The sequence below is a fragment of the Nocardiopsis sp. EMB25 genome, from assembly GCF_026797795.1.
Taxonomy (GTDB): domain Bacteria; phylum Actinomycetota; class Actinomycetes; order Streptosporangiales; family Streptosporangiaceae; genus Nocardiopsis; species Nocardiopsis lucentensis.
Window position 1 is genome coordinate 2,318,542 of the sequence record NZ_JAMTDN010000001.1, and the last position, 14,216, is coordinate 2,332,757.

Annotated in this window: 5 protein-coding genes; 4 read left to right on the forward strand and 1 reads right to left on the reverse strand. The window is 71.4% G+C overall.

Going from position 1 to position 14,216, the window contains the following annotated elements; all coding sequences use genetic code 11:
- Positions 1 to 4: 4 nt before the first annotated feature.
- Positions 5 to 6,235: a protein kinase domain-containing protein gene (locus KIK06_RS09970; protein ID WP_268642940.1), complete on the reverse strand. Its 6,231-nt coding sequence runs from the start codon at positions 6,233 to 6,235 to the stop codon at positions 5 to 7.
- 342 nt (positions 6,236 to 6,577) lie between these two features.
- Here KIK06_RS09970 and KIK06_RS09975 point away from each other — a divergent pair, with 342 nt between their 5' ends.
- The 4 genes from KIK06_RS09975 to KIK06_RS09990 all read left to right on the forward strand — a co-directional run bounded on the left by KIK06_RS09975 (position 6,578) and on the right by KIK06_RS09990 (position 14,107).
- On the forward strand, positions 6,578 to 8,269 hold the full coding sequence (locus tag KIK06_RS09975) for an N-6 DNA methylase (RefSeq protein WP_268642941.1): 1,692 nt from the start codon (positions 6,578 to 6,580) through the stop codon (positions 8,267 to 8,269).
- Between the two features lie 140 nt (positions 8,270 to 8,409).
- The gene (locus KIK06_RS09980) at positions 8,410 to 9,348 is read left to right on the forward strand and encodes a serine/threonine-protein kinase (RefSeq protein WP_268642942.1); all 939 of its coding nucleotides are present in this window, start codon (positions 8,410 to 8,412) and stop codon (positions 9,346 to 9,348) included.
- Between the two features lie 306 nt (positions 9,349 to 9,654).
- Positions 9,655 to 11,763: a UvrD-helicase domain-containing protein gene (locus tag KIK06_RS09985; RefSeq protein WP_268642943.1), complete on the forward strand. Its 2,109-nt coding sequence runs from the start codon at positions 9,655 to 9,657 to the stop codon at positions 11,761 to 11,763.
- A gap of 67 nt (positions 11,764 to 11,830) precedes the next feature.
- The gene (locus KIK06_RS09990) at positions 11,831 to 14,107 is read left to right on the forward strand and encodes a DUF262 domain-containing protein (RefSeq protein ID WP_268642944.1); all 2,277 of its coding nucleotides are present in this window, start codon (positions 11,831 to 11,833) and stop codon (positions 14,105 to 14,107) included.
- The last annotated feature ends 109 nt before the right edge of the window (positions 14,108 to 14,216 follow it).

The window sequence follows — 14,216 nt, forward strand, 5'->3', positions numbered from 1 at the left end:
CTGGTCAGCGGCGGGATCCGGGGCCGAAGAAGGACTCGTGGCGTTCCATGATCACCCGCCAGTCGGCGTCGTAGGGCACCCGGACGACCTGCCATCCGGCGTCCTCCAGCCGTTCCTCGGCCTCGGCGTCGCGCTGGGCCACGTGCGGGTCGCCGTGGACGGGGCCGTCCACGAACACCGCCACCTGGGCTCCGGGGAGCCGGTAGACGAAGTCCGGGCGGGCCTCGGCGTCGGCGATGAGGACCTGGGCCTGGTCGGGCATCCGGTAGCCGTGCTCCTTGAGGAAGGCGACGAAGCGCTTCTCCAGCTCGGTCTCGGAACCGAAGCTGAGCGCGGCCATCTGGTCGGTGCGCGAGACGCCCTGTCCGGTGGGCAGGGTCTCGGAGTCGGCCAGGCGCAGCAGCAGGTGGCGGATCAGGCGCCGGTCGATGAGCTGGTGGTGGATCTGGTTGCCGTAGGTGAGCAGGCAGTCGTAGCAGCCGCGGGTGCACGCCCCGTCGGTGTCGGCGCCGGTCTCCGGGTCGATGTGGCAGATGGTCAGGGCCTCGTGGGCGGCCTTGGCGAGGTTGCCCGGCACGGACTGGAGCTGGCGCAGCACACCGGCGCCGCCCTCGGCGGCCTCGGTGAAGAGCATCCGGTCGCGGGGACCCTCGTCCGGGGGCAGCAGCTCACTGGTGAGCTCGGCGTCCTCCAGCTCGAAGGCGGCCTCGATGCCGCGCTCCAGGGCGTACATCAGGCTGAGCGCGGCCTCCGGGGGCAGCGCCTCGTCCAGGTGCAGCACGGCGATGTTGCGGCGGTCGGCCACGAAGGGGATGACGCGCTTGCGGGTGGTGCGCTCCTCGCCGGCCTCCTCCACCAGGGGCAGCTCCGTCTGGTCGCCGACGGCCTTCCTGGCGTCCTTCTCGTTGAGCCACTTGCCGGTGACCGGGTCGAGCCAGAAGCCGTCCGGCTCGTCGGGCTTGGCGCGCAGCCGGCCCAGGTTGGTGACGCGCACGTCCGCCGAGTCTCCGTAGTGCAGGCGCGCGACGGCACCGTCCGAGTCGCTGACGACGGCGTCCTGGCGGCCCAGGCGGTCGCCCAGGTCCTGGAAGCGGTAGGAGGTGATCAGGCGGAACCCGGCGCGGCGGCGCTCCTCCTCGTCGGAGGAGATCTTCTCCCGCTTGGTGGTGTAGACGGTGTGCAGGTGCAGCAGGCCGGTGGTGGCCCCGCCCAGGGGGTGGTCGCACAGCTCGCAGCGGTCGGCGTTGCGGTCCACGGGATGGTGGTAGCCGCAGTGGCCGCACCGCACGGCCTTGCCGGTGGAGAGCTCCCCGCTGGACTCGGGCGGCAGTTGGACCCGGGTGACCTGGTAGCGGGAGCCCTCGTGGTAGATGAGCGCGCCGGGGCCGAACTCGCGGACGGCCACGAAGCGGGGTCGCTGGAGGAAGTCGCCCTCGTCGAAGCGGGTGCGGCGGGTGGGGATGTAGGCGGCCAGCGGCAGGCGCGGGAAGGAGTAGCCGGGCAGGAAGCCCTGGCTGGCCAGGTAGCGGTAGGGGTTGAAGTCGCTCATCATCGACTTGCTGTCCTGGCTCTCGTTCTTGAGCAGCAGGATCTGGGTCTCGGCCTCACGGCGGCGGTTGGTGGCCTGGGCCCGGTCGCGTTCGCTCAGGCTGTGGTCGAGCACCCGGCGGTTCTGCTCGGCCTGGTCCACCAGGGCGGCGCGGAACAGCCCGCGCCAGCGGCCGAAGGCGTCGTCGAAGCGCTGGGGGGCGGTGCGGATGATGCGTTCCAGCCAGTCCTCGTCCCACCAGGGCATCTCGCGCAGGGAGGGCATGACGTCGTCGAAGACCCGGCGGGCGGCGGCGATGGCCCGGCGCTGTGCGGCCTCGTCGGCAATGGCCTCGCGTGCGTGATCGTGCAGGGGCAGGGCCGGGTTCGGGACGCGCTGTTCCTCGTCGTAGGCGATGTCGATGACCTCGGGGACGGCGCGGCCCAGCAGCAGGTCGGTCTCGGCCAGCCAGATCGCCTGGAGGTGGGCGATGGCCAGGTCCTCGTTGGTCAGGTCCAGTCGCGGCGCCTGCACCACCCCGGAGACCATCAGGTGGGAGCGGCGGAAGTAGTACTGGTCGTGGCTGTTGCCGGTGGCGCAGTAGGTGATGACCAGGGCGGGCTGTCCGCCACGCCCGGCGCGGCCGCTGCGCTGGGCGTAGTTGGCGGGGGTGGGCGGGACGTTGCGCATCATCACCGCGTTGAGCTCCTTGATGTCCACCCCCAGCTCCATGGTGGGCGAGCAGTACAGGAGCTTGAGCTCGGCGTCGCTGAAGAGGCGTTCGCGGTCCTCCCGCTCCTGCGGCGCCACCTGGGCGGTGTGCTCGCGGGCGACCAGTCCGGTCAGGGAGCTGGCGGTGCCCCGGTACAGGTCGCGGAAGAAGCGGTTGACCGCGGGCCCCTCACCGCTGGCGTAGGTGCGGGTGACCGGGTCCTGGGCCCCCTGGACCCCGTCCCCGGCCTGCCAGACGAGGCAGCCGGCGTCCACCTGGTAGCCGGTCTCGGCCTTGTCGTCGCGGCGGTGGAACCTGGGGCCGCGGGGCGCCTCGGTGACCTCGTTGACCAGCCCGGCCTCGCTGAGGGCCCGCAGGAGGTCGGCGATGACCCGCTGGAGCTCGTCGGCGTGGAGACGGGAGAACTCGTCGTGGGCGCGGGCCAGGTACTTGGCGAACTTGCCGCGGCCGGACAGGAACAGGCCGTGGCGGGCGCCGCCGCGGGAGGAGCGCGGGTAGGCGATGGAGGTCCGGGGCCGGTCGCCCTTGGACAGCACCCAGGCGTCGGCCAGACGGGCCTCGCTGGCGGTCTGCAACGACTCGAAGGCCTCGTCGCGGAAGTAGGGGGTGTCGATGGCCAGGGCGCGGCGCATCTCGTCCATCAGCACCCGCAGGACGCGCTCGCGCGTGTGCGGTTCGGCGGCGCGCAGCTCGGGGGCGGCCCCCGCCCACAGCTCCTCGTTGCCGGCCACCCAGTCCAGGTCGGCGTAGTCCACCCGCAGCAGCCCGGTCTGCTCCAGGTTGGGCATGGTGACCCGCCAGCCGCGCTCCAGGTCCAGGTAGAGGCGAAAGGCGATGACGTCGCGCAGGGTGGTGGCGGCCAGCTTGGCCAGGCGCGGGGCGACGTTGCCGGACTTGGTGTAGTCGGCCGGGTCCAGGCTCAGGGCGTGGCCGACGCTGGAGGCCAGCGACTCGTGGCTGAGCCCCTCCTCCCCGGCCTCCACCAGGGCCCGGTACAGGCCGCCGCGCAGCTCAACGACCTGGACGAAGTCGTTGAAGTGCCCGGCCTGGAGGGAGGCGTCCTGGCGGTTGTCGACGAAGGTGAGGAGCTTGCGGGCCTCCTTGGGCAGGGCGTCGGCGGGCACCGACTTCAGGGCGCGCACGACGGTGCCCGAGACCAGGGAGGTGGCCGAGGAGCGGCCCTCCTGCCCCAGGCTGGCCAGTTGGGCGAAGTCGTTGGTGCCGCGCTTGTTCTCGTAGCTGACCCCGCAGTGCAGGCAGAAGCGGAACGGCGCGGGGATGAAGGCGGCCCTGAGCTCGCCCTGTCCCTCCGTACCGGACACGTCGACGGTGACCGGTTCCGGGACCTGGCCCCGGCGGTTCTTGCGGACGTTGGGCTGCTGGTGCTCGTCCAGCTCCACCCAGGACTCGGGCAGGTGTCCGTCGCCCAGGACCTGTTCCAGGCTTTCGGGCCAGGGGTTGTCGGAGGAGACGAAGAGGTAGCCCTCCGAGGCGCCGTCGGAGCCCGCGACGGTGTCGCGGCGCGCCTGGTAGACGGTCCCGGTGGGCTTGTCCACCCGCCAGACGGTCATGTACTCCTGGCCGCAGTCGCGACAGAAGGACAGCGGGAGCAGGACGTGGCCGTCGTGGCCGGGGCGCTCCAACTGGTACTCGCGGGTCAGGTAGCGGGTCTCGGGGGGTTCCAGGGTGGTGTGGACGGTGTCGCCCTTGGCCAGGAACTGGTGGAGGCGGAAGGCGAACAGGGGGCGTCCGTTGCCGGGGTGGAAGGCCTCGGCCCCGGCCTCCAGGGTGCGGCGGATCGCCTGGACACACTGGTCGGCGGGGACACCGGTGGCGCGGGCCAGGTCGGCCGCGGCCGCCTCCACGGTGATGGGCTTTTGCCGGACGAGTCTGCCGTCGGGATCGGTGGCCAGGCCGAAGGTGGACTCGATCCAGCGGGCCAGGGGGTCCCGGTAGAGGTCGTTGTAGGCGCGGGGCGCGTCCTGGGCGGTGAGGCGCTCGGCCGGAACCGTGACCGGGCCGTCGGCGGTGGCGCGGACCAGGGTCTCGGTGATGATGTTGTCCGGGCTCACCCGGGTGCCGAAGATCTTCGTCGCGACCTGGGCGACGGTGTTGCGCTGGTCCTCGGCGGTGCCCTCGGAGGACATGGTCGCGGAGGTGCCCACGCACTGCACGTCGGGGGCCTCGCAGGCCTGGCGGACGCGGCGGATGAGCATGGCCACGTCGGCGCCCTGGCGGCCGCGGTAGGTGTGGAGTTCGTCGAAGACGAGGAATTCCAGGCCCCGGGCCATCTTGATCAGGGCTGTGCGCTCGGCCGGGCGGGTGAGCATCAGCTCCAGCATCACGTAGTTGGTGAGCAGGATGTCCGGCGGGTTGTTGCGGATCTCCTGGCGCTTCTCGTCGCTCTCCTGACCGGTGTAGCGGGCGAAGGTGACCGGTTCGCGGCCCGCCCCGTACCCGTCGACCAGGAACTTCTCCAGCTCCTTGACCTGGCTGTTGGCCAGGGCGTTCATCGGGTAGACGATGATGGCCCGCACGCGCCTGCCGGTGCGTCCCTCGGCCTTCTCGCGGTCGCGCTCGCGCAGGACGCGGTCGACGATCGGCACGATGTAGGACAGTGACTTGCCGGAGCCGGTACCGGTGGTCAGCACGTACGACTCGCCGGAGCGGGCCGCCTCGACGGCCTCGCGCTGGTGGCGGTGGAGGGTGAGGGGCTTGCCGTCGCAGACGGTGCTGCCCTCCTTCTTGCCCTTCTGGAAGATGTGCGCGGTCTCGGCGTGCAGCAGTCCCTCGCTGATCAGTTCGGTGACCGTGCCGCCGGAGTCGAAGAAGGGGTTGAGGGACAGCCACGGGTCGGGCCACTGGGACTTGTCGTCCAGGTCGTCACGGAGGAAGTCGGCGATCGCTTCGTCGCGGATGACGACGCCGCCCTCGGTGAAGGCGCGGTACTCCCTGATGAGCTGGTCGTGCAGGGAGAAGACGTCCATGACGCCGAGGGGGGCGCCGTGGGGGCGCTGCCCGGCGGTGTCGGGCAGCAGCGCGGCCGGGGCCACCACGGGGAGGTTCCCGCGGGGGTCGAAGTCGGCCCAGCCGGAGACCTCGCCCTCGTCGGTGACCAGGGCCATCAGGGACTGGCGGACCTCGGCGGCGTTGACGGGCCGGTCCTTGGGCCTCTTCTTGAGCAGGTGCTCGATGAGGCGGTTGAGGTCGGCGGGGATGTCGCCGCGCAGCAGGCCCAGGGGCGGGACCTCGTGGTTGTTGTGCTTGTAGCCCAGGTCGAAGTTGGTGACGCCGTCGAAGGGCGGGGCCCCGGTGAGGAGCTCGTAGAGCACGCACCCCAGGGCGTACAGGTCGGCGGCGCGGGTGACCTTGGCGCCCTCGAACTGTTCGGGGGCCATGTAGCGGGCGGTGCCGACGGTGGTGTCGGTACTGGTGAGCTTGGTGAGGTCGGGGTCGTCGACGATCAGGCCCATACCGAAGTCGAGGACCTTGACCAGGCCGCCGCGGGTGAGCATCACGTTGGCGGGCTTGAGGTCGCGGTGGATGACGCCCTCGGCGTGCGCGGCGTAGAGGGCGTCGGCGATCTGGGCGCCGATGGCGGCCACCCAGGAGACGGGCAGTTGGTGCACCTCGTCGCCGAGGTCGCGCAGGGTGTTGCCGTCCAGGAGCTCCATGGCCAGGTAGGGCAGGTGGTCGCCGTCGGTGGTGTCCACCCCGCCGGCCACGACCCGGGGGATGCGGGGGTGGTCGAAGCGGCGCATGATGTCGACCTCGCGCCTGAAGCGCTTGACCGCCTTGCTCTGGGGATCGACGGGCGCTCCGGAGCGGCGGCGCAGGATCAGCTTGACCGCGACCTGGCGTGTGGGCGCGCCCTCCGGGGCCTCGGTGTCCTCGGCGCGGTGGACCTCGCCCATGTTGCCGCGGTCGATGATGCCGTCAAGGCGGAAGCGGTCCGCCACGTACTGCCGTTCCATCGCTCTTCCCTCACGCTCCGCCGCGCCCGTCGGCGCACTCCCCACGCGAGCCCCATGGTGTCAGGCATCGAAGGCATCCGCCCAATGCTCACAGAATGGAGAGTGGGACTCAAATCTTATGCGTTAACGACGCCAACATACACGGACTGTCCGTATCTGGCAATGCATCCGTCCGCCCACCCTTCACCTGCCACAGCCGGGGAGTCCAGAGGCCTTGGTCCCGAAATCACAGGCCAGCGGCGGTGATCCGGCCTCATACCGACGCCACCCGTTCGTGACACCGTTAACGACGCCAACGAGTGAGGATTGTTCGCGTCCGGGCCGCGCGTGTACGGTTCTGGCATGGACGTCCCCGCATCGACCTCCGACGAACGCCTCGTCACCGCCGCCGACATCGCGCGCCTGGCCGGGGTGACCCGAGCGGCCGTGTCGAACTGGCGGCGGCGCCACGCGGACTTCCCCGCTCCCGCCGAGGGCGCGGGGGCCAGCCCGCGGTTCTCCCTGTCGGAGGTGCGGGCCTGGCTCGACCGCCAGGACAAGGGCGGACAGGAGTCACCGGAGGTGCGGCTCTGGCACATCCTGCGCGACGCCTATCCGGACAGCATGTTGCGCGGGCTGGCCGATGTCGCCGCACTCCTCAGCGGATCACCCGGCTCCCCTCTCCCCGACCTCCCGGACGACGCGGCGCGGGCGTGCCTGGGGCTGGCCGAGGAGACCTCACCCGCCCGGACGGTCGGCGCTCTGGCCGAACGCCTCACCCAGTCCTCCCAACGATCGGACGCCGACACCACGACCACTCCGCGCCTGGTCCGGGCGATCACCCGCTTCGCGAACCCGGAGGCGGCCACGGTCTTCGATCCCGCCTGCGGCATCGGCTCCCTGCTGTTGGGCGTCGGCGCGGACGGGGCCCGGCGCACCGGCCAGGACGTGCTTCCGGAGGCGGCCAGGTTCACCCGGTTCCGAGCCGAGTTGAACGGCGTTCCCGACGTGGAGGTGCGCGTCGGCGACTCCCTCCGTGACGACCAGTGGCCTGACCACCGGGCCGAACTCGTGGTGTGCGCGCCACCCGCGGCCACACCGGACTGGGGACGCGAGGACCTGCTGATCGACCCCCGTTGGGAGCTGGGACTGCCGCCGCGGGCCGAGAGTGAGCTGGCCTGGCTCCAGCACGCCTACGCCCACACCGCGGCCGGTGGCCAGACCGTGGTGGTCATGCCGACCGCGGCCGCCCACCGCCGCACCGGCCGACGCATCCGCGCCGAACTCGTGCGGCGCGGCCTGCTCACCGAGGTCGTCGCGTTGCCCGCCGGGATGGCCGTCTCGCACGCGCAACCGGTGCATCTGTGGCTGCTGAGACGCCCGAGCGAACAGATCCCGACGGTGCAGCGGGTCCGGATGAGCGACCTGACCGCGGCCGACCCGGACGGACCGCTGAACGCCGACGATCACCCACGCGCGGACGTTCCGCTCGTGGAGCTGCTCGACGACGTCGTGGACCTCACCCCCTCCCGACACGCGAGCGCCCACGGAGGCGACCTCCTCACCGAGTACGCGGGGACCCGGGAGCAGCTCATCCGTGTCCTGGAGACGCTGGGCCACGCCCTGCCCTCCCTGGCGGAGGGCCCCGGTGATCTGGGCGGCTCCCAGGTGCGGGTGGCGGACCTGGTCGACGCGGGGTTGGTCCGAGTCGCCGAGGGCCGACTGGAGTCGTCCAGTGAGCGGTTGGACGCCGACTTCCTCAACGGATTCCTGCGCAGTACTGCCAACACCCGCCGTTCCACCACGGCCAGCGGCACCTTCCGCACCGACGCGCGGTCGGCGTCGGTCCCGCACAAGGACGCCGACCAGCAACGTGCCTACGGCCGGGCGTTCCGCGCCCTGGAGGAGTTCGAGCAGGCCGCGCGGGAGCTGGCCACGCTCGCAGGCCGGGCGACCGACCTGGCCAGGGAGGGCCTGACCAGCGGCGCCCTACTACCGTCGGAATCGGCCGGTCCCGGAACCGGTCCGCAGTCCGAAGACTCGTCCCGGGCGTAGCACCGGCCCCGTGGTCACGACAACGCCCTCTGGTTCTTCTCCGCTGTGTGCTCGGGCACCACTCCTTGACGTTGAGGGCGGTGGGAGCGGGGTGCGGTAGCGTCGGGCGAAAAGCTGGCCGATGGGGAAAGTTCGACGACATGACCGGACCGCTGGGCGAGGGCTCGCGGATGTTGAACGACCGTTACGCGCTGGGCCCGGCACCGTTGGGGCGCGGTGGCATGGGCGAGGTGTGGCCAGGCCACGACACCCGGTTGGACCGGGAGGTGGCGGTCAAGTTCCTCCGGTTCCCCGACGACAGCCAGGACGAGGACATGGTCCGCCGGTTCTCCCGGGAGTCACGGATCACCGCACGGCTTCGGCATCCCGGGGTTCCCGCCGTCCACGACTGCGGCACGAAGGACGGGCGGCCCTACCTCGTGATGGAGCGCGTCCACGGTGTGAGCCTGGCCGATCTGATCGCCGAGCAGGAGCGGCTGTCCGTGGGGTGGGCCGCGTGCGTCGCCGCGCAGGTGTGCTCGGTGCTGAGCGCCGCCCACCGTGCCTCGCTCGTGCACCGTGACCTGAAGCCGGGCAACCTGGTCCTGGAGCCGGACGGCACGGTGAAGGTGCTGGACTTCGGGTTGGCGGTGGCGCTGGACCGCACCGACATGTCCCAGATCACCCGGACCGGCCACACCCCCGGGACACCCGCCTACATGGCCCCGGAGCAGCTGCTGGAGGGGCGCACCACCCCGTTGAGCGACCTGTACGCGTTGGGGTGCACCCTCTACGAGATGCTGACGGGGCAGCGGGTGTTCACCGCCTCCACGTCGTTCGCGCTGGCCAGTAAGCAGGTCAGTGACTCCCCCACCAGGGTCGAGTCCCTGCGGGCGGACGTTCCCGCACCTTTGGCGGGACTGGTGGAGGAACTCCTCGCCAAACGGCCCGCGGATCGCCCCGCCGATGCCAACGAGGTGTACCGCCGACTGATCGAGCACGCCACGAGCCTGGAGCCGATCCCGGGCATCCTGCACCCTCCCCTGCTCCCGAGTCCGCACCGCATGTACGGTGCCGCGCTCGCCAGGGTCTTCGGCTGAGTCGGCCCAGGAGGGTGCGACACGCTGTCGCATACAAGCACGCGACACGGATGCTGTTGACATAGTTTTCAGCATCGAAATACGCTGGGAACCGACAGACGCTGTGACCCCACCTCCTCCCCCCGGAGATGGCTGTGTCCCTGCCCCAGCCACCCTTCCGGAACACCTGTGATTCACGGTCACCGTGCGCGCTGACACGACTCTGGATAGGTTGGGACGCGATTGTGGGACCCGGGCCCACTCCAGCCGCGTCCGTGACGTCCACGTGTACGTCGTCAGCGCAGACCCCCACGCTAGGAACCCGCCGTGCCCCAGCTCGCCATCGACAAGGACTTCCTCCAGGAGTTCGCCAAGCTCGACAAGCCCGTGCAGAACCGGGTCAGCGAGGTCTTCGCCAAGTTCGAGCGGGCCACGCACACCGGCCTGCACCTGGAGAAGATCACCGGCGCCCGCGACGACCGGTTCCGCACCATACGCATCGACCAGTTCTGGCGCGGGGTGGTGCTGGCCCCGGCCAGCGGTGACAGCTACACGCTGCTCAGGGTGCTCCCGCACGACGACGCCTACGACTGGGCCAGACGGCGCCGGGCGTCGGTGAACACGGCCACGGGCGGGATCGAGATCCGTGACGTGGCCGCCCTCGACGCGAGCATGCCGCACATGAAGCGGATGGCCGCGAGCGCGCCGACGCTCCTGTTCGAGCACGTGGGCGACGCGGACCTGCACCGGTTGGGCGTGGACGAGCAGACCCTGACGTTCGCGCGGACCCTGACCGACCCCTTCCAGTTGGAGGCCGCCAAGGGGCTACTGCCACCGGTGCAGTGGGAGGTGCTCTACGGGCTGGCGGCGGGGCTGAGCCCCGAGCAGGTGTGGGACGAGCTGGGAGCGACCATCGTCGAGGGATCGGTGGACCCCGACGACCTGGACGCGGCGGTGCGGCGCAGTTCTGACCGGGTGCTGCTGGTCGAGGGTCCCGATGAGCTGATGGCCGCGCTGGCACACCCCTTCGACCTGTGGCGGATCTACCTGCACCCGGTCCAGCGCGCGGTGGTGGAGGCCAGCCACCGGGGACCGGCCCGGGTCAGCGGCGGCCCGGGGACCGGCAAGACCGTGGTGGCGATCCACCGCGCCCACCGGTTGGCGCGGGCCGGTCGCCGGGTCCTGCTCACCACGTTCACCTCCACCCTGGCCGAGGAGCTCCGGGCCAGTGTGGGCCTGCTGGCCGAGACCGACGGTCGGGGTGACGCCGAGGAGGTGCTCGGCCGAATCAGGGTGGAGCACGTGGACCGGTTCGCGCACCGGGTGTTCCGTGAGGAGCACGGCCAGCCGGAGCTGCTCAGCCCCCAGCGGGAACGCCGGTTGTGGGAGCGGGTCGTCGCCGATCTGGGTCTGGACCTGTCCCCCGCATTCCTGTCCGAGGAGTGGCGCCAGGTGGTGCTGGCGCGCAGGGTGGTCTCGGCGGAGGAGTACCTGGCAGCCAAGCGGACCGGGCGCGGTCGCGGTCTGGGCGCGGCGCACAAGGCGCGGGTGTGGCAGGCGGTCACGGTCTTCCGGGAGCTGTTGGCCGAGGCCGGTCTGTGGACCCACGAGACCGTCGCGGAGGAGGCCGCCCGTCTGCTGGCGGCGCGCGAGGCGCGGCCCTTCGACCACGTGGTGGTGGACGAGGCCCAGGACCTGCACCCCGGGCAGTGGCGGCTGCTGCGCGCGGCGGTCGCCGAGGGGCGCGACGACCTGTTCGTCGCCGGGGACACCCACCAGCGGATCTACGGTCCTCAGGTGAGCCTGGCCGAGGTGGGGATCAACATCCGCGGCCGGTCGTCGAAGCTGCGGATCAACTACCGCACCACCGCGCAGATCCTCGGCTGGAGCCTGGGCCTGATGCACGGCCAGTCCGTCGACGACATGGACGGCGGACTGGACTCGGTGGCCGGGTGCAGGTCCGAGATGCGCGGGGAGGAGCCGGTGCTCAGGGGGTGGGCGACCTGGGAGAAGGAACTCGCCCGGCTGGTGGCGACCGTGCGGGCCTGGGTGGAGGCCGGGGTGCTGCCCGCCGAGATCGGCGTGGCCGCCCGGTCCAACCGGGTCGTGGACCAGGCCGTGCTCGCGCTGGAGGAGGCGGGGCTGCCCGCCTGGTCCCTGGCCGACGGGTCGGTCGGCGACGCCGTGTCCGTGGGCACGATGCACCGGATGAAGGGCCTGGAGTTCCGCTGCCTGGCGGTGGTGGGCGCCGGGGGCGGCCAGCTGCCCGCGCCCCGCAGCCTCACCCCCGAGGACGAGGACCCCGGCGCGCACGCGCGTGACCTGCTGCGCGAGCGCAGTCTGCTGTTCGTGGCCTGCACCCGGGCCAGGGAGCGGCTCAGCGTGAGCTGGCACCGGGAGCCCAGTCCCTTCCTGGAGGCGGTCCTGCCCTCCTGACCGGCCGCGAGGCCCCGTTCGTTCGCGTCCCCCGTTCCCCCGTACAACCTGATGAGTAAGGACCCCGATGGCGAAACTCTCCACCCTCCTGGACCAGATCGACTCCGGCACGATCCTGCTGCCCGAGTTCCAGCGCGGCTACGTGTGGAACCGCGACCAGGTCCGGGGCCTGATGCGCTCGATGTACCTGGGTCACCCGGTGGGCGGCCTGCTGCTGTGGGAGACCTCCACGGAGGACACGGCGGTGCGCGGCGGACTGATGGGCAGCGGAACGCACCTGCTTCTGCTGGACGGCCAGCAGCGGGTGACCTCGCTCTACGGCGTGATCCGGGGCAGGGCGCCCGCGTTCTTCGAGGGCGACCCTCAAGCGTTCACGGGGCTGCACTTCAACGTGGAGAAGGAGACCTTCGAGTTCTACCGGCCCAACCTGATGAACGGCGATCCGCTGTGGGTGGACGTCACCGAGCTGTTCGCCCAGGGACCGGTCCCCTACCTGACCCGGTTCGCCGACGACCCCGAGGCGGCCAACGTCTACCTGACCCGGCTCAACCGGCTGAGCCAGATCGCGGACAAGGACTTCTACCAGGAGAAGATCACCGGCGCCGACAAGACCGTCGACCAGGTCGTCGACATCTTCAACCGGGTCAACTCCGGCGGCACCAAGCTGTCCAAGGGTGACCTGGCGCTGGCCAAGCTGTGTGCGCAGTGGCCCGACGCCCGGAGCACCATGCGCGAGAGCCTGGCCTCGTGGGAGGAGGCGGGTTTCTCCTTCACGTTGGACTGGCTGCTGCGCAACGCCACCGCCGTGGCCACCGGCCGCGCCCTGTTCACCGCCCTGGACCGGGTGGACGCCGAGGGGTTCCAGAAGGCGCTCAAGGGGTCGGTCGACCACGTGGGGACCTTCCTGGACGCGCTGTCGGGGCGGCTGGGTCTGGACCATGACCGGGTGCTGATGAGCAGGTACTCCTTCCCCGTCGTCTCCCGGCTGCTGGAGCTCAACGGCGGACAGTTCGACGACGCGGCCCACCGTGACAAGGTGCTGTTCTGGTATGTCCACAGCGCCCTGTGGGGCCGCTACGCGGGTTCCACGGAGTCCACCCTGCAGACGGACTACGACGTCCTGCAGCAGTCCGGCGTGGACGGTCTCATCACCGCCCTGGAACGGTCCCGGGGCGGCAGCCTGGAGGTGCGGCCGCACGACTTCGAGGGGTCCACACGGGGGTCGCGGTTCTACCCCCTGCTGTACATGCTCACCCGGGTCAAGGGTGCGCGGGACTTCGGCAGCGGGCTGGAGCTGAGGGCGGAGCTGCTCGGCAAGCTCTCCTCGCTCCAGGTGCACCACGTCTTCCCCAAACGAGTCCTGCGCGACGCCTACGACCGCGGGCACGTCAACGCGATCGCCAACTTCTGCTTCCTGACCCAGCAGACCAACCTGGAGATCTCCGACCGGCGCCCCGAGGAGTACTTCCCCGAGGTGGAGGAGCGCCACCCGGGGGTCCTGGCCTCGCAGTGGATCCCGACCGACCCGGAGCTGTGGAAGGTCGAGAACTACCTGCACTTCCTGGCCGAGCGGCGCAGGCTCCTGGCGGAGGCGGCGCAGTCGTTCCTGAGCGAACTGGCCACCGGGGTCGAGGCCCCGGCCGAGGAGCCGCTGCGCCCGGTCACCGTCCTGGCGTCGGAGCCCGACGACGCGCGTTCGGTGCAGATCCGGGAGATGGCGGACGAACTGTTGCGGTTGGGCTTCGCCGAACCGGAGCTGGACACGACCATCAGCGACCCCGAGCGGGGCGTGGTGCTGGCCGAGGCGGAGGGGTTCTGGCCGAACGGACTCCAGCACGGGAGGGGCAAGCCGGTGGTCCTGGAACTGGACCCCGAGCAGGCCGACCTGCCCCGGCTCCAGGAGCTGGGGTATGAGGTGTTCACGTCGGTGGACTCGCTGCTCGGGTTCGTCAACCGGCTGGGGCAGGACGCGGCCGGGAGCACGGCAGAGGAGCCCGGGGAGGCCGAGGACGAGGCGGCCGAAGCGGTCTCCGCGCCGCCGACCGCCGACTTCGGCGCGGCGATGCTGTCGATCTACGAGCGGGCCAGGTCCGAGGCCGACTACACGGCCACGTTCTTCCTGGGGATGCTGTCGGAGCTGGGGCCGCTGGGGACCGCGCGCAAGCTGCTGAACGCCCCGGCGGTCTCGGACGGGTTCGCCAACCTGTGGGAGCGCGGGCGCCTGGACCTGACCGTGGAGGCGCTGGTGCTGCGGCCGGAGTTCGAGGCGCTGTTCACCGCCGAGGAGCTGGACCGGGCGCGCACGCGCCTGGCCCAGTTCGGATACCGCTTCCTGGACGGGTGACGTCCCCTCCCGGCTGGGGGCGGAAGCCGCCCGGGGCTGGGGACGCGCTCACCCGGCCGTGTCCCCGCCCGGGGCAGTCCGCCCCGGCTCCGGTCGTCGGGCGGAGGGG

Coding starts and splice junctions, on each gene's coding strand:
- KIK06_RS09970 (WP_268642940.1), bottom strand. CDS start 6,235: ATGGAACGGCAGTACGTGGCGGACCGCTTCCGCCTTGACGGCATCATC.
- KIK06_RS09975 (WP_268642941.1), top strand. CDS start 6,578: ATGGACGTCCCCGCATCGACCTCCGACGAACGCCTCGTCACCGCCGCC.
- KIK06_RS09980 (WP_268642942.1), top strand. CDS start 8,410: ATGACCGGACCGCTGGGCGAGGGCTCGCGGATGTTGAACGACCGTTAC.
- KIK06_RS09990 (WP_268642944.1), top strand. CDS start 11,831: ATGGCGAAACTCTCCACCCTCCTGGACCAGATCGACTCCGGCACGATC.